The organism is Kushneria sp. EE4 (assembly GCF_977968315.1).
Window position 1 is genome coordinate 2,618,105 of sequence record NZ_OZ386212.1, and the last position, 18,871, is coordinate 2,636,975.

General features: G+C 62.8%; 18 protein-coding genes and 1 tRNA gene. 11 read left to right on the forward strand and 8 right to left on the reverse strand.

Annotated elements, in window-relative coordinates:
• The first annotated feature begins 361 nt into the window (after positions 1 to 361).
• On the forward strand, positions 362 to 1,333 hold the full coding sequence (locus ACXMYO_RS11890) for a reverse transcriptase family protein (protein WP_457808875.1): 972 nt from the start codon (positions 362 to 364) through the stop codon (positions 1,331 to 1,333).
• Between the two features lie 210 nt (positions 1,334 to 1,543).
• Here the strand turns inward: ACXMYO_RS11890 and ACXMYO_RS11895 are convergent.
• Positions 1,544 to 1,616, reverse strand: a tRNA-Thr gene (locus ACXMYO_RS11895).
• Between the two features lie 89 nt (positions 1,617 to 1,705).
• On the opposite strand from ACXMYO_RS11895, the gene ACXMYO_RS11900 reads away from it, so the two are divergent.
• Complete coding sequence (locus ACXMYO_RS11900; protein ID WP_457808876.1) at positions 1,706 to 2,041, forward strand: YnfA family protein; 336 nt, start codon at positions 1,706 to 1,708, stop codon at positions 2,039 to 2,041.
• On the opposite strand, the gene ACXMYO_RS11905 is transcribed toward ACXMYO_RS11900, so the two are convergent.
• On the reverse strand, positions 2,032 to 2,226 hold the full coding sequence (locus ACXMYO_RS11905; RefSeq protein ID WP_457808877.1) for a hypothetical protein: 195 nt from the start codon (positions 2,224 to 2,226) through the stop codon (positions 2,032 to 2,034). The genes ACXMYO_RS11900 and ACXMYO_RS11905 overlap by 10 nt on opposite strands.
• A gap of 72 nt (positions 2,227 to 2,298) precedes the next feature.
• Between ACXMYO_RS11905 and ACXMYO_RS11910 the strand changes: the two genes are divergently transcribed.
• Positions 2,299 to 2,727, forward strand: coding sequence for a YidH family protein (locus ACXMYO_RS11910; RefSeq protein ID WP_457808878.1), 429 nt, complete (start codon positions 2,299 to 2,301; stop codon positions 2,725 to 2,727).
• A 4-nt stretch (positions 2,728 to 2,731) separates the two neighbouring features.
• The gene (locus ACXMYO_RS11915; RefSeq protein WP_457808879.1) at positions 2,732 to 3,100 is read left to right on the forward strand and encodes a DUF202 domain-containing protein; all 369 of its coding nucleotides are present in this window, start codon (positions 2,732 to 2,734) and stop codon (positions 3,098 to 3,100) included.
• Between the two features lie 40 nt (positions 3,101 to 3,140).
• Here ACXMYO_RS11915 and ACXMYO_RS11920 read toward each other — a convergent pair whose 3' ends face one another.
• Complete coding sequence (locus tag ACXMYO_RS11920; protein WP_457808880.1) at positions 3,141 to 3,998, reverse strand: PhzF family phenazine biosynthesis protein; 858 nt, start codon at positions 3,996 to 3,998, stop codon at positions 3,141 to 3,143.
• Between the two features lie 151 nt (positions 3,999 to 4,149).
• Here ACXMYO_RS11920 and hglS point away from each other — a divergent pair, with 151 nt between their 5' ends.
• A complete protein-coding gene (gene hglS / locus ACXMYO_RS11925; protein WP_457808881.1) occupies positions 4,150 to 5,544 on the forward strand; it encodes a 2-oxoadipate dioxygenase/decarboxylase HglS in 1,395 nt (464 codons plus the stop codon).
• A gap of 133 nt (positions 5,545 to 5,677) precedes the next feature.
• Positions 5,678 to 6,931 carry a cytochrome P450 gene (locus tag ACXMYO_RS11930; protein ID WP_457808882.1) on the forward strand — a complete coding sequence of 418 codons (1,254 nt, stop codon included), beginning with the start codon at positions 5,678 to 5,680 and terminating at the stop codon, positions 6,929 to 6,931.
• Positions 6,932 to 6,964: 33 nt separating this feature from the next.
• Here the strand turns inward: ACXMYO_RS11930 and ACXMYO_RS11935 are convergent, their stop codons facing one another.
• From ACXMYO_RS11935 to ACXMYO_RS11950, 4 genes are all read right to left on the reverse strand, one after another.
• Positions 6,965 to 7,462 carry a universal stress protein gene (locus tag ACXMYO_RS11935; protein ID WP_457808883.1) on the reverse strand — a complete coding sequence of 166 codons (498 nt, stop codon included), beginning with the start codon at positions 7,460 to 7,462 and terminating at the stop codon, positions 6,965 to 6,967.
• A 158-nt stretch (positions 7,463 to 7,620) separates the two neighbouring features.
• Positions 7,621 to 8,259, reverse strand: a complete 639-nt coding sequence (locus tag ACXMYO_RS11940) for a DUF1826 domain-containing protein (RefSeq protein WP_457808884.1) — start codon at positions 8,257 to 8,259, stop codon at positions 7,621 to 7,623.
• A gap of 23 nt (positions 8,260 to 8,282) precedes the next feature.
• On the reverse strand, positions 8,283 to 9,092 hold the full coding sequence (locus tag ACXMYO_RS11945; protein WP_457808885.1) for a metal ABC transporter permease: 810 nt from the start codon (positions 9,090 to 9,092) through the stop codon (positions 8,283 to 8,285).
• Complete coding sequence (locus ACXMYO_RS11950; RefSeq protein ID WP_457808886.1) at positions 9,082 to 9,849, reverse strand: metal ABC transporter ATP-binding protein; 768 nt, start codon at positions 9,847 to 9,849, stop codon at positions 9,082 to 9,084. The genes ACXMYO_RS11945 and ACXMYO_RS11950 overlap by 11 nt, the downstream gene beginning before the upstream one ends.
• Before the next feature lie 114 nt (positions 9,850 to 9,963).
• Here ACXMYO_RS11950 and ACXMYO_RS11955 point away from each other — a divergent pair, with 114 nt between their 5' ends.
• Entirely contained in the window at positions 9,964 to 10,998 is a 1,035-nt protein-coding gene (locus ACXMYO_RS11955; protein WP_457808887.1) for a zinc ABC transporter substrate-binding protein, read from the forward strand.
• On the opposite strand, the gene ACXMYO_RS11960 is transcribed toward ACXMYO_RS11955, so the two are convergent.
• The gene (locus ACXMYO_RS11960; RefSeq protein WP_457808888.1) at positions 10,999 to 12,198 is read right to left on the reverse strand and encodes a CynX/NimT family MFS transporter; all 1,200 of its coding nucleotides are present in this window, start codon (positions 12,196 to 12,198) and stop codon (positions 10,999 to 11,001) included.
• Between the two features lie 225 nt (positions 12,199 to 12,423).
• Between ACXMYO_RS11960 and egtB the strand changes: the two genes are divergently transcribed.
• The 4 genes from egtB to ACXMYO_RS11980 all read left to right on the forward strand — a co-directional run bounded on the left by egtB (position 12,424) and on the right by ACXMYO_RS11980 (position 18,867).
• The gene (egtB, locus tag ACXMYO_RS11965; RefSeq protein WP_457808889.1) at positions 12,424 to 13,785 is read left to right on the forward strand and encodes an ergothioneine biosynthesis protein EgtB; all 1,362 of its coding nucleotides are present in this window, start codon (positions 12,424 to 12,426) and stop codon (positions 13,783 to 13,785) included.
• An 80-nt stretch (positions 13,786 to 13,865) separates the two neighbouring features.
• Entirely contained in the window at positions 13,866 to 14,873 is a 1,008-nt protein-coding gene (gene egtD / locus ACXMYO_RS11970) for an L-histidine N(alpha)-methyltransferase (RefSeq protein WP_457808890.1), read from the forward strand.
• An 11-nt stretch (positions 14,874 to 14,884) separates the two neighbouring features.
• Entirely contained in the window at positions 14,885 to 17,104 is a 2,220-nt protein-coding gene (gene bglX / locus ACXMYO_RS11975) for a beta-glucosidase BglX (protein ID WP_457808891.1), read from the forward strand.
• A 221-nt stretch (positions 17,105 to 17,325) separates the two neighbouring features.
• Complete coding sequence (locus ACXMYO_RS11980; RefSeq protein ID WP_457808892.1) at positions 17,326 to 18,867, forward strand: OmpA family protein; 1,542 nt, start codon at positions 17,326 to 17,328, stop codon at positions 18,865 to 18,867.
• Positions 18,868 to 18,871 lie beyond the last annotated feature (4 nt).

Consider the following 18,871-nt stretch of genomic DNA (forward strand, 5'->3'; position numbering starts at 1 on the left):
TGCCAGTTAGCGGCGGGCTTCGTTTCTCTACGAGAAACGGGCGACGTGGCTTGATTAGATCTTACCGATATCCCTTGATCGACCTTGGTTTGGCGGCGGGGCCATGTGGCTCGCTCAAGAGATAGCAATCATGTTTTTCAAACGTTCTAAAGACGTCGTCAGGAATAAATCTGATGTACGCAAGCACAATATCGGTAAAATCGATGCTGGGTTAGGAGATCAACTCGCTAGTAGCAATCAGATCGACAAACATATCAAGAGAATGCTGAGAATTTCAGTTGCTCTTTATTATTTGTCAGAGGTTCTGGAGCGAGTAATTGAATGGTTAATCTAGCATGTCAAGTCACTTAGCCTTTAACTTATGAACTATATCACCTACCCCTACAATCCTATTAATAGCATTCCATCATTTGCTCGCTCTATAGGCGAACAGACTGAAGTCGTGTTGAAAACGGCCGAAAACGCGAACAATTCTTATACGAAAATACAACTAAGAAAGAAAGATGGCACTCCAAGAATAGTTTATGAAGCCTCGTCAACTTTAAAAAGAATGCAAAGAAAGATTGTTGATAACATTTTCTCCAAAACTGAGTTTCCTAATTATTTGCATGGATGTATCAAGAGCCCTAGCTCAAAGCGTAGTATTTACAGCAATGCAACACCGCATACTGGTAGTTCAAGCATTATACTTTTAGATGTTGCTGACTTTTTTCCTTCTATTAAGGCGCAGCATATTTTACCCATTTTTAGAAAATGCTACGGGTTTTCTCCTAATGTCTCGCAGCTTCTTTTAAAACTAACAACTTTAAATGGTTTTCTTCCACAAGGTGCAAGTACAAGCAGCTATATTGCTAATTTAATTTTTTGGGATTGTGAACCTAGACTAGCGGATAACCTGCATAGCAAAAACTTAAATTACACCCGCTTCGCAGATGACATTACGATTTCTAAAAAAAATATTATGTCATCAAAAGAAAAACATTATGCCATTCAGCAAACGGCGAGCATGCTCAAGAAAAAAGGCTGTTCTATCAAGCGCAATAAAACTCAAATAGCAAAGCGCGGTGAAGGTAATCTTGGCTCAGGCTCTGCCATGATAGTAACTAGCTTATCTGTATATCATAAAAATCTATCTATAAACAAAAGGGAAAGAAAGGAAATACGCGCAACAATACATCAACTAGAAAAAGATGTTAAACAAAATAAAAATTCAGAAAACTGGCAACAAAGATACGACAGTATCATGGGAAGGGTTGGCCGACTAATATCGTGCAAACATGAAGAAGCTGAAACTTATAAGCGTAGACTGCATAACTTAAAATCGACTTTCTAAAAACACTTAAACTTTATACATCGCACACTGCAAATCTAATATGAACGCATGAAACATGCTTTACATTATAAATTTTTAGATATTAAAAACTTTAAACCTACTTTTTATCAGCATATAAGCGTCCATGACCACGCGTTGCGCAGCATTAATACGAATTTCAAACAAAAAAAGGCCCGGCGCATATGCGCCGGGCCTTTGAAATTCTGCGGGTGCCGGTAAGTGGACTCGAACCACCGACCTACGCATTACGAATGCGTTGCTCTGCCAGCTGAGCTATACCGGCGAACCCAAGGCGTATTCTAGCCAGCACTTTTTGCCTTGCCCAGCCCCTGTGTCAGAGTAGTGCGCCCTCTACCTCAATGCGGAGCGCCCATGGCCCCGGTTATCACCACCCTGCTTTTTATCGTCACGGCGCTGGCCGAGATCGTCGGTTGCTATCTGGTCTATCGCTGGTGGGTGCTCTCCAACAGCGCCTGGTGGCTGGTGCCGGCGGCGGTGGCACTCGCGCTGTTTGCCTGGCTTCTCACGCTGCACCCGGCCGCCAGCGGGCGCATCTATGCCGCCTACGCCGGCGTCTATTTGATTACGGCGCTTGCGTGGCTGCGCCTGGTGGATGGTCAGCCGTTGCAGATGAGCGATTATCTTGGCGGTGGGCTGGCGCTGGCCGGGGCGCTGGTCATCATGGTGGGGTATCAGTCTCAGTCCTGATCACGCACGAACAGATGCACGCCGGTCCATACCCCGGTCGCGGCAAGGGCAAACACGATGACCGTGAGCTGCACCGGCAGCGGCCAGTGCACAAACGCCCAGTCGCGCTGCAGCGCGGCGCCAAAGAGATAGCCCGCCAGCAGCATCAGCGCGCCGAGGGCGCAGCTTCTTGTAAGAAGGGTCATGCCGGTCTCCTGCTACCATGAATCATTATCGTGTGAGGTGCCCCGCGGCCCTGATCGAGTCAGGGGCGTGTCATGCCCTTATTTTACGCCACCGATCACGCAGTCTCGACCATGACCACACCGTCTCCCGACCCCAACCGCCGACGCGCCTTCAAACCCCGCTGGCAGCGCCAGGGCCACCATCCGGACTATCGATTTTCGCTGGCCAACGAGCGTACCTTCCTGGCCTGGATTCGCACGGCGCTGGCGTTCATGGCCGGTGCCGTGGGCATCTATCAGTTCGCGCCGGATATCGCCACGCCCTGGGCGCGCGAGGCCGTGGCCGTGCTGCTCTCGCTGGCCGGCGCCCTGCTCTCTCTGGCGGCCTATCGGCGCTGGGCCGGCAACGAGCGCGCCATGCGCACTGATGCTGCCCTGCCCTATACGCGGCTGTTGTTGATTCTGGCGCTGTTTGTCACTGCCGTGGCCCTGGTGCTCGGCCTGCTGCTGGTGTGGGGCTAGCGCCATGCTCAAGCCTGAACCGGCCCTCGATCGCGACCCCGGTCTACAGCCCGAACGCACGGGCCTTGCCTGGTCGCGCACTGCCTTTGTGATGCTGCTGTTATCAATACTGCTGCTGCGCGGCGGGTTTGCCCATCACGAGTACTGGCTGACCTGGGCCGGCGTGCTCCTGCTGGTGACCACCGGGGCGACGTACGCCTGGGCGGGCGTGCGCCTGCGCGTGATCACGATCAGCAGTGCCCCCGTGACCGTATCGGCCACCTGGGCCATGCGGGTAACGGCGCTGACCGTCGCGCTGGTGGGGCTGAGCCTAATGGTCAGCGTGCTCTATCACGGCGAACTGCTCGCCCACCTCAGGGCGCTTTTCGCCTGAAGGAAGCGGGCCAACGCCCCGGCGGGCAGGCAAGGCAGTATCACTCGCGCAGATAAAGTTCCCCCTTCCCCACCAGCACAGCGTTGCCACCGACCTGAACCCGGTCGTGATGCATGGCGGTTTCGATCACGCTGCGCCGGCCCATTTCCACGCCCTGGTGAATCACCCAGCGTCTGGCGTCCCCTACCGTTGCCAGATAGCCGCTCAGCGCGGCCGCAGCACTGCCGGTGGCGGGGTCTTCACACAGGCCGTGCTCTCTGGAGAACATCCGGCTGCGAATCACGGTGTCTTCACCCGCCGACACGCCGGTCACATACAGGTACACCTGCTCGGTGCCGCTCGGCGCCACTGCGTTTGCCCACACGCTTTCGGAGATCTGCAGGTGTTGCAGGGCCCGGGTATCGCTGAGTTCGATCAGGTGAAAGGCCAGTCCGCAGGAAGAGACCACGGGGGCGCCGACGACCTGATGGCCCTGCAGGCCGAGCAGCGCGGCAGCAGTGGTCTGGTCCAGCGCGCTGGGGGTAATACTGGCAGGCCGGGCGGTGGTGAACGTGGCTTTCTCGCCCACGTAATCAATGGACAGCTCCCCTACCGGCGGCTGGAGGATTAGCGTCTGATCACGGCTTACCAGACCCAGCTCGGCGAGCAGCTGAGCGGTACCCACGGTGGGATGCCCGGCAAATGGCAGCTCATGAGTCGCCGTAAAGATCCGCATCGGGTAGTGATTCGGGGCGCTGGCAGCCCCCAGAAATACCGTTTCGGCCAGGTTAAGCTCGCGGGCCACTGACTGCATGGTGGCGGTTTCAAGCCCGTCGGCATTCATGAATACCGCCAGCTGATTGCCCGCAAATGGCGCATCGGTAAACACATCCAGCAGATAATATTCAACGCTTGTCATGGGCACTCCTTGTTCAGCATTGGCGACCTTCGAGGCAACAGCGTAACCGATGAGGCGGATCAACGGCCGTGACCACCATCACGACGCTTGAACGCCGACCGCCCTCGGGCGTTAAATCAAGACACGTTCATTGTTGCCACGGAGCACCCTCATGGACCGGCACGTCAGTTCCGATGATATTCGCACCCGCTTTTCCAGCGCCATGTCCGACATGTACCGCGCCGAGGTGCCCCAGTACGGCACGCTGTTGAAGCTGGTCGCCGACATCAACGCGCAGACGCTCTATCACGCCCCCGATGACAACGCCCTGACCGCTCAGGGCGGCAGCGAGATGGCACGCATCGAGATCGAGCGTCACGGCGCGATTCGGCTGGGCACGGCCGGCGAGCTGCACACCATGCGCCGGGTATTCGCGGTGATGGGCATGTTCCCGGTGGGCTATTACGACCTGGCGCCGGCCGGCATGCCGGTGCACGCCACCGCCTTTCGCCCGGTGGAGGACGAGGCGCTCGCCCTCAATCCGTTTCGGGTCTTCACCTCGCTGCTGCGTCTGGAGCTGATCGAGGATGACGACCTGCGCGAGCGCGCCGCGGCCATTCTGGAGCGCCGGCAGATCTTCACCGACCGCCTGTTGACCCTGCTGGATCAATTTGATGCGGACGGCGGGCTCAATGATGAGGACGCCACCGCCTTTGTGATCGAGGCGCTGGAGACCTTTCGCTGGCACCGCCACGCCACGGTCGATACCGAGACCTACCACGCCTTTCATCAGGCCCACCGGCTGGTCGCCGATGTGGTGTGCTTTCACGGCCCGCACATCAACCACCTCACCCCACGCACGCTGGACATCGACGCCACCCAGCAGGCCATGCCCGAATGGGGCATCAGCCCCAAGGCGACCATTGAAGGCCCGCCGCGGCGTGACTGCCCGATCCTTTTGCGCCAGACCAGCTTCAAGGCGCTGGAAGAGCCGATCGTCTTCCCCGCCGACGGCGGCGGCGAGACCGGCACCCATACGGCGCGCTTTGGCGAGATCGAACAGCGCGGCGCCGCCCTCACCCGGCGCGGGCGAAAGCGCTACGACGAGCTGCTGGCCGCCGCCCGCGAGGTCACTCACGGTCTGGAAGGTGCCACCCATCAGCGCGCGCTGGCGGAGGCTTTTCAGGATTTTCCCGATGACGAGGCGACCCTGCGCCGCGAGGGCCTGGCCTGGTTTGACTATCAGCCGGTGGAGGGCGCACGGATCGATGATCCCGAGGCCCTGCCCGTCGAGCGTGACGCGCTGATCGAGGCCCTGATCGAGCGAGGGGTCGTTCGGGCGCGCCCCATCACCTACGAGGATTTTCTGCCGGTCAGCGCGGCGGGCATCTTTCAGTCCAACCTGGGCGAGAGCCAGGCGCAGCAGTATGCCGACACCGACAGCCGCGGCGAATTTGAAGCCGCCCTTGGCGCCTCGATGCAGGATGAGTTCGCGCTCTACGAGCAACGCAGCGAGCGCTCGCTCACCGCCTGTCTCGAGGCGCTGGGGCTGTCACATCTCGTATAACGCCCCACCCCGGGCAAAAATCGGCTTTTGTTAAAGCCCTGCCAGGCTGGCTTTCCTATGCTGAAAGCCAGCCCGGGGCGTTTGTCGATTGCCGCCCTGCTGATCGCTCAATCTGTTGCCACGGGGACACGCCATGACCGACATTCCTGCTGAACATCGCCTGGACAGCACGCTGGATCTGATGGGCGAGGGCTATCTCTATATCGGCAATCGCTGCCGGGCGCACGAAAGCCCCATCTTCAGGGCGCGCATTCTGTTTGAAAACACGCTGTGCCTGCGCGGAGCGGAGGCTGCGAAGCTGTTCTACAACACCGAAACCTGCCGACGCGCCGGCGCCGCCCCCGTGCGGCTGCAGAAAACGCTTTTCGGCGTCGGCGGCGTACAGGGCCTTGATGACGCGGCGCACCGCCACCGCAAGGCGATGTTCATGGACCTGATGTCGCCGTCAGGTATCGAGGCGCTGGCCGACCGGGTTACGGCCGAGTGGCAGCGCGCGCTGGGCCGGTGGGAGACGATGGCGGAGATCCATCTGTTCAAGGAGTGTCAGTTCATTCTCTGTCGCGCCGTGTGCGACTGGGCCGGCGTGGCGCTGCCGGAAGCCGATCTCGAGCGGCGCACCCATCAGCTGGCCGCGATGATCGACGGCGCCGGTACGGTCGGGCCGCGCCACTGGCAGGCGCGCCGCAGTCGCGACGATGCCGAGAACTGGATCGGCAAGCTGGTGGAAAAGATTCGCCGCGACCCCGAAGCGCACGAAGACAGCCGGGAACAGAGCGCGCTGGTGCGCTTTGCGCTACACCGCGACGAGCACGGCGAGCTGCTGCCGATTCACACGGTCGCCGTGGAGATCATCAACGTGCTGCGCCCGACGCTGGCCGTGGCGCGCTACATGGTCTTTATCGCCCACGCGCTGCACCGCTGGCCGGCCACCCGGCCGGACGTCAACGACAAGGACGCCCGCCACCGCTTTGTGCAGGAAGTGCGCCGCTATTACCCCTTCTTCCCGGTGGCCGCCGCCCGGCTTCGCCATGACGTGCAGTGGCAGGGCCACACCCTGTCCGGCGGCACGCGGCTGCTGCTGGATCTGTACGGCACCAATCATGACCCGGCCATCTGGGCCGCGCCCGAGACCTTTGATCCCGAGCGCTTTAAACAGCGCGAGGTGGATGCCTGGCAGCTGATTCCCCAGGGCGGCGGGGATCATCACATCAATCACCGCTGCCCCGGCGAGTGGATCACCCTGCGCCTGATGGAAGAGACGATCCGGCAGCTGGACGCCATGCACTGGACGGTGCCCGAGCAGAACCTCGAGATCGATTTAAGCGAGATCCCGGCCCTGCCCGAAAGCGGCATGATCCTGCGCGAGGTGCACCCGCACCGCGAATGATCTGCCGCCCCCGCCGGGCGCTGTGTTCCCGGGCTATAGTCCGGCGTAGGGGTTGTCGGCGGCCTGGGCCGCCGGCACGGGCGAGTCATCATCGTGCACGCTGATGACCATGCAGCTGGCAATGTGGCTGACCTTGTGGGAGACGCTGCCCATGAGCATGCCGCTCCAGGTGCCCAGCCCCCGGCTGCCGATCACGATGACCTGCACATCCAGCGCCTCGGCCTGATGCGCGATGACCCGCGCCGGGTCGCCATGGCGGCCGTGGGTTTCGATTCGCCCGTCAAAACAGGTCCGCAGATGGGCCTGCGACTGCTCGAGGATGTCCTGAATCTCCTTCTCGGCGGCCTCCGGTGAGGACGCCTGGATGGCCTCCTGCATACTGAGCAACCCGCCGTGATGAATGTGCGGTACCAGCTCGCGCACGTGCAAAAGATGCAGGGTGGCGTTGGGGCCGGCCAGCTTCGCGGCAATGCTGATGGCCTTTAGGGCGTGAACCGAGCCATCCACGGGGACCAGCAGGGAAGTGAACATGGCGCATCCTCCAGTGGCAGCGATGGCGTCAAAATGCGCCATCGGACCCGACCAGCATCGCGCGTCGCCGACCGGCTCTGCTTGATCGTGGTCAATTCCGCCGCCGATGGCGCCTGGTCTTTGGTCCTGTGTTGGATCTGCCTGTGTGGTATCGGCGCTCAGAGCGGGTCGATGCTCATCATCAGCCGTCGCGCCCCCGGTGCCAGCGCCGGGCTTCGATGCACCAGCCCGCCGCGGCCGTCACCGCGCCAGCCGCTGCCCTTGATCAGCGCTACATCGCCGGTGCCCAGCTGCTCGATGGCGCTTGCGTCCACCACGGTCTCGGGCTTGTCCGGTGACGGCGCGCCCAGTCCGCGCCGGTCCAGCGCGTGCTCGGGCAGCCATTCACTGCCCGGGCCCTGCCAGCTGGTCACCAGCCGCACGGTCACGTTGTCACAGTGAAAGCGCGGGCACATGGTCTCTTCCAGAAGCCTCAGCTTGATGCGCAGGCTATCCGCCGCCAGCATCGAGGCCATCAGCCGGGCCAGCATCATCACGTCATCGATCAGCGCCCCGGCGTGGTCGGGCGCCGGCAGCTGGCCCCGCAGCGCGGCTTCAAGCGCGGCGTCCGGGGCGCCCTCGAACGCGAGGCTCCAGCCGCGCGCGGTCTGACACTGCGCGTGAACGCTTGCCATCAGCGCGTCCGGCAGCACGCGCGGGGCGATCGCGATATCGCAGTCCGGGGCTAAAACGGCGTCCAGCGCGCGGGCCATCGAGGTGACAGCGTCAGGCGCTTCAAGGGCATTGGACAGGGTCATGGCGGTCTCTCCGGTCAGGATGATCAAGCGTGGCGCTGGCCCAGGCGGCGATGGATCAGCCCCGCCAGCGTCATGAGGACAAAACACACGGCGGCCAGGCTGACCATGCTCGGCCCGGCCGGCGTGTCCAGCCGCCAGGCGATCACAAGTCCGCCGTTGGCGGCCACCATGGCAATCACCGCGGCCAGTATCGCCATGCCCTCCGGCGTACGGCTAAAGGGCCGCGCGGCGGCCGCCGGGATGATCAAAAACGCCGCGATCAACAGCACCCCGACCACCTTGAGCGCCACGGCCACCACCACGGCCAGCGACAGGGTCAACAGCAGCTGCTCGCGACGCGGATTAACGCCGCTGGCCCGGGCCAGATCCGGGTTGAGCGTTGCGATCAGAAGACCCGACCAGCGCAGGGCGATGATCGCGATGACCAGCACCGCCCCGCCCCAGATCAGGGCCAGATCGCGCCGGCCGACGGCGAGAATGTCGCCGATCAGATAGCTCATCAGATCCAGCCGGGCCACCTGCACCAGCGACACCGCTACCAGCCCGAAGGCCAGTGCGGCATGCGCCATCACCCCCAGCAGGGTGTCCATGGTGTAGCCCCGGTCGCTGAGCAGCGATACGCAAAGCGCCATGATCAGCGCCACCACCAGTACGCAGGCCAGAAGCGAGACCGATAGCACCAGCGACAGCGCCACGCCCAGCATGGCGGCGTGGGCGGTGGCGTCACCGAAATAGGCCATGCGCCGCCACACCACGAAACAGCCCAGCGGCGCCGAGGCCAGCGCCACGCCGGTGCCGGCCAGCGCGGCGCGTATCATGAAGTCATCCAGCATGGCGACAGACCCTCTGCTCTCGCGGGGTGGTCGGGGCGTCACGCGCCGGCTCGGCGTGACCCGACTCGTTATGACGATAAAACGCCACCGCATCACGCTCCTCGATGCCAAACAGCGACTGCCAGGCCGGCGAGGTCGCCACGCTCTCCGGGCGCCCCTGACAGCAGATGGTGTTGTTGAGACAGATCACCCGGTCCGAGGCCTTCATGACGACATGCAGCTCGTGGCTGACCATCAGCACCGCGCAGCCCAGTTCGGTACGCACCCGGTCGATGTGGCGATAGAACTCGGCCGTGGCGCGGTGATCCAGCCCCTGGTTGGCCTCATCGAGTACCAGAAGCGCCGGGCGTTCCAGCAGCGCCCGGGCCAGCAGCACCTTCTGCAGCTGCCCGCCGGACAGCGCCGAGAGCTGACGCCCGGCCAGATCACCGGCGCCGGCATGGGTCAGCGCCGTTTCGATCTCGCCGCGGCCTCTTCGATGCGGCAGCGCCATGAACCGGGCCACCGTCATGGGCAGGGTCGAATCGATCTGAAGGCGCTGCGGCACGTAGCCGATGCGCAGAGGCGCCTCTCGCGTGACCCGGCCGCGCGAGGGGTTGAGTGCGCCGATGATCACCCTGAGCAGGGTGGATTTCCCCGAGCCGTTGGGGCCCACGATGGTCACGATCTCGTTTTTGGCGAGCGCAAGACTCACGTCATCGAGGATGACGTTGCCGTTTCGGACCACACCGATCTCTTCAAGCGTTAACAGGGGCATGCCTTTTCCTGGCGGTGACGAGGGGGCGGCGCTTGTCAGGCAATGCGCCGGCCGTTAATGTGTCACGTTATAACATAACATTTAACCCCGACTCACCCCCTGTTGAGGCACTTCATGAAATATCCTCGTCGCTGGCTGCTGCCGCTGCTGCCGCTGCTGTTCGCCCCCTCACTGGCGCTGGCCGATGTGCCGCGCGTGGCGGTGGATATCGCCCCCGTTCACTCGCTGGCCGCCCAGGTGATGGGCGATCTAGGCACGCCTGAGATGGTCATGCCGCCCGGCGCCTCGCCCCACGGCTACTCGATGCGGCCATCGGAGGCTTCGACGCTGGACAGCGCCGACGTGGTGTTCTGGATCGGCCCGGCGCTGACGCCCTGGCTTGCCGACTCGATCCAGACGCTGGCCGGTGGTGCCGACGCGGTGACGCTGCTCGACGCCGGCACGACCCGGCTGAATTACCGCGACGGCGCCACCTTCGAGGCGCACGATCACGGCCATGACGACGGGCATGCGCATGATGACGGTCACGGTCACTCCCACGACGATGGACACAGCCATGACCATGATCACGCCCACGGCGGTGGCCATTCTCACGACGACGACCACGGCCACAGCCACACCGGCCTGAACCCGCACGCCTGGCTTGATCCTGAAAACGCCCGGGCGTGGCTGGATGTCATGGCGCAAACGCTGGCCGAGGCCGACCCGGAGCACGCCGAGACCTACCATCACAACGCTCGAGACGCGCAGCAACGCCTCGACGGGCTGATCGCCGACACCGAGCAGCGCTTGGCAGACGCTCACGACACCCGCTTTATCGTCTTTCACGACGCCTATCAGTACTTCGAGGAACGCTTTAACGTGCACGCCGCCGGCGCCATCTCGATCGGTGACGCCTCAAGCCCGGGGCCGGGACGAATCCGCGAGCTGCAGGACCGGGTCGAGTCGCTGAACGTTCAGTGCGTCTTCTCCGAGCCGCAGTTCAACCCGCGCATGATCGACAGCATTTTCGGCGACATGCCCATCAACACCTCGATCGTGCTCGACCCGCTGGGCGCCGGCATCGACCCGGGCCCCGAACTGTACGGCGAGCTCATCACCCACATCGCCGCCAGCATCGAGGCGTGCGCCAGGGGCCCAAACGCCTGATCAGGAGTGCTGACTCTCCTCACGCAGCGTGACCATCCGCGGCCGGCCGATCAGAAGGCCGGTCACGGTCTGAACGCCCAGCAGCACCAGCAAAAGCCCCAGCGACACGCCCCAGCCGCCGGTCACCCCCTTGAGCGCGCCAAACAGCAACGGTCCGCTGGCGGCCAGCAGATAGCCCACGCTCTGTGACATGCCCGAGAGCATCGCGGCGTGCTGCGACTGGCGCGTGCGCAACACGATCATGGTCAGCGCAAAGCTGAAACAGCCGCCCTGCCCGGCGCCCAGCAACATGGCCCATAGCGCAGGGGACAGCGTCGGCGCCAGCAACAGTCCGAGAAGGCCGCTGGCAATCAGCAGACACAACCCCAGCACCAGCAGGCTGTGATGGTGCAGGCGCGCCGCGATGCGGGCGATCACGTAGCTGGCCGGAATGCTGACCAGGTTGAGCAGCGACACCATATTGCCGGCCATGGTGGTCGACACGCCCGAGCTGATGGCCACCGACGGCATCCAGGTCTGCAGGGTGTAAAAGCCCAGCGACTGCATCCCCATGAAGATCGTTAGTGCCCAGGCGACCGGACTTTTAAACAGCGCCGTCATGCGCACCGGCCCACCGGCCTGGGGCTGCGCAGCGCGTCGAAAAGCGCGCCACAGCCAATACAGCGCTGCGATCACGGCAAGCCCCGCCCACAGCCGTACCGGCGTCGACCAGTGGCCGCTCATCTGCAACAGCGGCACCGCCGTACCCGCCGCCAGCGTCGCGCCGATGCCCATCACCACCGTATAAAGTCCCATGGTCTGACCCAGCCGTTCGGGGCGGTCGCGCTTGACCAGACTCGGCATGAAGACGTTGCCAAAGGCGATGCCCAGCCCTGCAAGGAGCGTCCCGATCAACATGACGGGGAAGAGTTCAATGCCACGCAGCACGCTGCCCAGCGCCACCGCGACCAGCGCCAGCGCAATGGCGCGATCCAGCCCCAGCCGGCCCGCCAGTGCCGGGGCAAACGGTGACAGCAGCCCGAAGCAGAGAATCATGCCGGTGGTCAAAAGACTCGCTGACCCGGCACCGATGTGCACGGACGCCATGATCGGCTCCAGCACCGGGCCGATGACCACGATGGGTGCGCGCAGATTGATCGCGGCCAGGCCAAAGGCCAGCAGCCACAAAAGGGAAATGGACGGACGAGGCGTGCGAAACATGAGCGCTTGAACACCGGCAGAGGGAATCACGAAAGGCGCAGTCTAGCACCGTGTGACGCGCTTACGGCGCCGCCGGCCCTTACCCACCGTCACAAATTTCCCGGGATCCGTTGGGGCATGCCGGAAAGGCCTTGCTACGCTGAAGACAAGCATGCACTCCGCGCCTGCATCAGCGCCGGGTGACCACCTCGACAACCGTTGATGCGATCTCTGTGAGGCCCCATCATGACCCAGACGACCCGAACACCGATCGACAACGCCGAAAGCGCCCACGCGCGCGAATGGCTGCGTCGCTTTCAGCGCGTACGAAGCGCCAGTGAGACCCTGTGTGCGCCGCTCGAGACCGAGGACTACATGGTCCAGAGCATGGCGGACGTCAGCCCGCCCAAGTGGCATCTGGCCCATGTCAGCTGGTTTTTCGAAGCCTTTATCCTCGGCCCCTATCTCAAGGATTACCAGACGCCCGACCCGGCGTATGACTTCCTTTTCAACTCCTACTACGAGACCCACGGCAAGCCGTTCCCGCGCCATCTGCGCGGCACGATCTCGCGGCCGACGGTGGCACAGGTCTATCAGTTCCGCGCCCACATCGACCACGAGATGGCACGGCTTTTGAGCGCGCCGCCGTCCGAGCAGCTCGACGAGATCATCGACCGCCTCGAAATCGGGCTGCATCACGAGCAGCAGCACCAGGAGCTGCTGGTGATGGACATCAAACACATCCTCTCCTGCAACCCGCTGCACCCGGTCTATCGCGACGACATCCGAAAGCGGCTGCTGGACCATGCCGAGCAGGCGCCGGCGGCCCGGACTCTCACCGACAATGCACCGCGCTGGCACCGCTATGCGGCGGGCGTGCGCCAGATTGGCATGGATTACCCCACCGAGTCGGCGCGCGAGCACGACGGCACGGGGTTCGTCTTTGACAGCGAAACGCCGCGTCACCGCCAGTACGTGGCCGAGTTCGAGCTGGCCGACCGCCCGGTGACCAACGCCGAGTTCATCAGATTTATCGAGGACGGCGGCTACTCGCGCACCGAGCTGTGGCTCTCGGACGGCTGGCATCTACTCCACAAGACCGACTGGCAGGCGCCCGCCTACTGGGAGAAGGTCGACGGGCGCTGGCATACCATGAGCCTGGGCGGGCTGGTCCCGGTCGATTCGAATGCGCCGGTCTGTCACGTCAGCTTCTATGAAGCCGATGCCTACGCCCGCTGGGCCGGGGCGCGCCTGCCCACGGAAGCCGAGTGGGAGACCGCCGCGGAGGATCAGCCCATCGGGGGCAACTTCGTGGAAGCCGACCTGCTTCAACCGGCAGCGCAGGATCAGAGTGACCACGCTGGCCCGCAGCAGCTCTACGGTGACGTCTGGGAGTGGACCGGCAGCGCCTTTCTGCCCTATCCGGGCTTTACGCCGCTGGAAGGCAGTCTTGGCGAGTACAACGGCAAGTTCATGTCCGGCCAGATGGTGCTGCGCGGGGGCTGTTGCGCCACGCCCGGCGACCATATCCGGGGCAGCTATCGCAACTTCTTCCCGCCCCAGGCCCGCTGGGCCTTCTCCGGCATCCGTCTGGCGCGCGATGTCTGACCCCGTACGGGCCGCCCTCTGAAGGGCGGCCCGATCTGGATCCCCTGATCACTGGAATTCCTGAAAAAGGACCGGCCGTCATGTCACAGGCACTTTCCACTGCGTTGTCTTCTCCAAGCAACCGTCACCGGGTGCAGTTTCACGACCAGCTTACCGAAGATGGCGGCGAGCAGAGCCTGCTGGAGGCGCTCACGATCGGGCTGACGGATTCGCCGCGCTGGATCTCGCCCAAGCACTTTTACGATCACCGCGGTTCCGAGCTGTTCGACCGCATCTGTCAGCAGCCGGAGTACTACCCCACCCGCACCGAGGAGAGCATCCTCGAGCAGTCGGTAGACGCCATCGCCGATCGCGTGGGCGGGGATATCGACCTGATCGAGCTGGGCAGCGGCGCGTCCCACAAGATCCGGCTGCTGCTTGATGCCCTGCGCCCGCACCACTATGTGGGTGTGGATATCTCACGCGATTTCCTGCTGGAAAGCACCCGACGGCTGGCCGATGACTACCCCTGGCTGGCGGTCCACGCCCTGTGCGCCGATTTCACCGCGCCGTTCACCCTGCCCGGGCTTGAAGGCGACGCCCGCCCGGTGGTGTTTTTCCCCGGTTCCTCGATCGGCAACTTCACACCCCGGGAGGCCGGCGAGCTGCTTACGCGCGTGCATGACCAGCTGCCGCCCGGCGGCGGGCTTTTGATCGGGGTGGATCGCATCAAGGACCGTGACCGGCTGGAGGCTGCCTACAACGACGCCGCGGGCGTGACGCGCGAGTTCAATCTCAATTTGATCCATCGCCTGCGCGATGAGCTGGGCGCCGGCGTGTCGCCCGAGGACTTCGAGCATCTGGCCTTTTACAACGAGGCCGCCTCGCGCATCGAGATGCATCTCATCAGCCAGCGCGATCAGAGTTTCAGCCTGGACGACCAGATCATCACCCTGGCGGCCGGAGAGCACATCCACACCGAAAACTCGTGGAAGTACAGTCGCGAAGGTTTTGAAAAACTGGCCGGTCACGCCGGATTTACCCTGCGCGATCACTGGTGTGACGACGCGCAGCTCTTTGACGTGCACTACTTCGAACGTCCGGCCTGAAGGGGGAAGAAATGTCGTTGATGTTGTCAGACCGGAAAGCGGGTCTGCCCTTCGGGGTAGATCGTGAGCGTGATCAGGCGCTGTGTGAGCAGGTCGAGGCGCTGCTTTCGCAGATGACGCTGGAAGAGAAGATCGGCCAGATGAACCAGGTGGCCGGCAGCCGCGATACCACCGGGGCGCCGGCCAATACCGACATCGAGGCGGATGTGCGCGCTGGCCGGGTCGGCTCGGTATTTAACGCCTTCGGGGTCGAATTCACCCGCGAGCTGCAACAACAGGCGATCGAGCACTCGCGCCTGGGCATTCCGCTGCTGTTTGGCTACGACATCATCCACGGCTTTCGTACCATCTTCCCCATTCCGCTGGGTCAGGCCGCCAGCTGGCATCTGGAAGGGATTGAGCGGGCCGCGCGCATTATGGCCGAGGAAGGCGCCGCCGCCGGGGTGCACTGGACGTTTGCCCCGATGGTGGATATCTCCCGCGACCCGCGCTGGGGCCGGGTGATGGAAGGCGCCGGAGAGGACGTGCTGCTGACCTCGCGGATCGCCCGCGCCCAGGTGCGCGGCATTCAGGGCACTGATCCGGGTGCTACCGACACCCTGGCCGCCTGCGTCAAGCACTACGCCGCCTACGGGGCGGCGGAAGCCGGGCGCGAGTACAACACCGTCGACATGTCCGAGTGGCGCCTGCGCGAACACTACCTGCCGCCCTTTCTGGCCGCACTGGATGAAGGCTGTGCCAGCGTGATGACGGCGTTCAATACCCTCAACGCCATCCCGGCGACCTGCCACCCGCTGCTGCTCGATCAGATTCTGCGTCGGGAGTGGGGCTTTAAAGGCATGGTGGTCACCGACTACACCGCCGTGATGGAGCTTGAATGCCACGGCGTGGCCGAAGATGCCAGTGAGGCCACGCGCAAGTCGGTCAACGCCGGCGTCGATATGGACATGCAGTCCGGCTACTTCGTGGAGACGCTGAGTGAACTGGTCCAGGGCGGTCAGGTCGATGAAGCGCGCATCGACGAGGCGGTGCGCCGCATTCTATGGCTCAAGGCCGCGCTGGGCCTGCTGGATGACCCGTATCGCTACGCCGATACCGAGCGCGAGGCGCAGTGCCTGCTCAGTGAGCCCCACCGCCACGCCGCACGCGAACAGGCAGCGGAATCGATGGTGCTGCTGAAAAACGACGGGCACGTGCTGCCGCTGATGGATCAGTGTCAGAAAGTGGCGCTGATCGGGCCGCTGGGCAACACTCAGCGCCTGCTGGGCTCCTGGCGTGGCAACGGCGATCACGACGACACCGTGACGCTGCGCGAGGGCATCGCCAACCGGCTGGGGGAAGACGCGGTCATCCTCTGCGCCCAGGGCGTCTCCAACCAGATCGGGGATACCGACACCGCCGGTATCGAGGACGCGCTGGAAGTGGTGCGTCAGGCCGACGCCGTGGTGCTGGCACTCGGTGAGGATGAGGATTATGCGGATGAGGCCGCCAGCCGCGCCGATATCGGCCTGCCGGGCGCGCAGCTCGAACTGGCCCGCCGCGTGCTGGCGGAAGCCGGCGACACGCCCGTCGCCACGGTGCTGTTCAACGGCCGCCCCATGGATCTGACCGAACTCGACGCCATGGCCCCGGCGCTGCTGGAGGCCTGGTGGCCGGGCACCGAGGCCGGCAACGCCGTCGCCGACGTATTGTTTGGTGACGTCAACCCGTCCGGGCGACTGCCGATGAGTTTTCCGGTCAGCGTCGGCCAGATTCCGATCTACTACAACGCCTTCAACACCGGCCGCCCGAAGGGGGTCGATCCCAAATACGCCTCGCAGTATCTGGACATTCCCAACGCCCCGCTCTACCCCTTCGGCTTCGGGCTGTCCTACACCACGTTTGAGTACGGCCCGATCGAAACAGGGGCCGCAGAGATTGCCCTGGAGGACACGCTCGAAGTGAGCCTCACCGTCACCAACACCGGCGAGCGCGCGGGCATCGAGGTGGTCCAGCTCTACCTGCAGGACGTAAGCGCCAGCGTCGTGCGCCCGATCCGCGAGCTCAAGGACTTCCAGCGCCTGTCGCTTGCGCCGGGCGACAGCGAGTGCGTGGCCTTCCAGATCACGCCCGACATGCGCCACTTCCTGAACGCCGAGCTGGACAGCGTGCAGGAACCAGGGCTGTTCCGGGTGCAGATCGGCCACTGCTCGGAAAGCGGTGAGGAGATCGAGTTTCGGGTGGCGTCGTAAGCGGCGCTTCCACTCCTTCCAAAACGCCGTCGCATCAACAGGTGCGGCGGCGTTTCCTTTTGGACTCAAGAACCTTGCCAGGTATTTAAATGGTCTGAGCTCTAACACAGTCTGTCAGGGCAAACCTGATTCCTGCCTTGCAAGCCCCCCGGTCTGCCCTTAGAGTTGCCGGTCCATTCAGAAAAACTCAATTAAAAATACCATCAAGGGAACTCCAGGCCATGAGCAAGCGTCTCGTATCGCTTAGCCTGATGCCTGCATTGTTGCTGTCGGGCTGTGCATCAATGCAGGACACCATGGATACGATGTCTGACTATGCAGGTCGTACCATCGGGGCCACCATCGGCGCAGGCGCCGGTTATCTGGCCTGCAAGGATCAACATGACGTTCAGAAAGCTGCCTGCATGGCAGCCGGTGCCGGTGCAGGCTGGGTGATCGGCTCATGGGTCGATGATCGTCGCAAGGCACTCGAAGAGGTTGCCCGGGCCAACAATCTGGCGGTGGTCTATCAGCAGATAGATACCGAAAAGACGCCTTCCGGGCAGGCCGAGCGGGGTCTGAGTGCGACTATCAACGATCAGGCCATGTTCGCCTCCGGTTCGGCGCAACTGACGCCAGAGGCACAAAAAAAGCTGCGACAGGTGGCCGATGCCTATAAAGGGACACAGCAGAAAGTGTTGATTATCGGGCACACCGATGCCACAGGTTCCGGCACGCTCAATCAGCGTCTGTCCGAGCAGCGCGCACAAACCGTGGCGCGTCTTTTCCAGCAGGCGGGCCTTGATGCCGGGCAGATCTATTACCAGGGCGCCGGTCTTTCAAGGCCTGTAGCCAGCAATGATAGTCCTGAAGGCAGAGCACTTAATCGACGGGTACAGATCGTTGAAATCCAGTCAGAGCAGGCGCTCGCCCAGTACTCCAACAGCAGCCAGCGAAGCCTGGACAACCTGTCCTATTCGACCCTTTCAGACGCCAGCGCACAGCAGCGTACCCGTCAGATCAGTGCAACCTCTTCTGCTCGCCCGTCATCATCGTCCAAACCTGCGCCGAACAAAAAAGTAGCCGCGTCACAGCGCAAGGCGGCCGCTTCCTCGGCAGCGCCCCAAAGCCGTCGTGATCGAACCGTCAAAACCTCGCCTGAACCAAAGCCTTCAACGTCGACCTACAAGGGCCTGGCGCTGGGGGGCAAACGCATCGACCAGGCGGATCTGGGGCTTTATAGCCGCTTCCAGCTCAAGGATAACCGCAGCCTTTTGACCCGGCTTTCACCCGTAGCCAACGCTCAGGCCAGTGATCAGGCCAGGCGTTTGCAGCATGCCTGCTACATGGATGAGTTTCGTCCCAGTGGCGACATTCATTCGCTGAGCAGCGGCAAGGCCATTTCACACTCGGCGTCGGACTACCTTCAGGGCCTGAACCGAAGCGTTCTGATCACACGCATGCAGGACAGCCTGGTCGGTGTTGGTCCTGTTGCCGTATTAAAGGACTACTCACCCGCTTCCGAGCCTCAGGTCTATGTCTATTACGACGCTGCCAATCAAAAGACCGCCGACCTTAAAATGAGTACCCACGTCAACGTCTATGAAGGCACGGACACGCTGTTATATCGCGCCTTTATCGATGACGAACAGGCACCGGTGCAATGCCTTGACCTCGTTTTTGACAAGACAGGCGGCGAACGCGCTCAGGATGGTCGCCTTTTTTATCAGGGTGAATCCGGTCTGATGGCCGCTACGTATCAGCCGGCTCGTCCGCAGCGCTAAATAC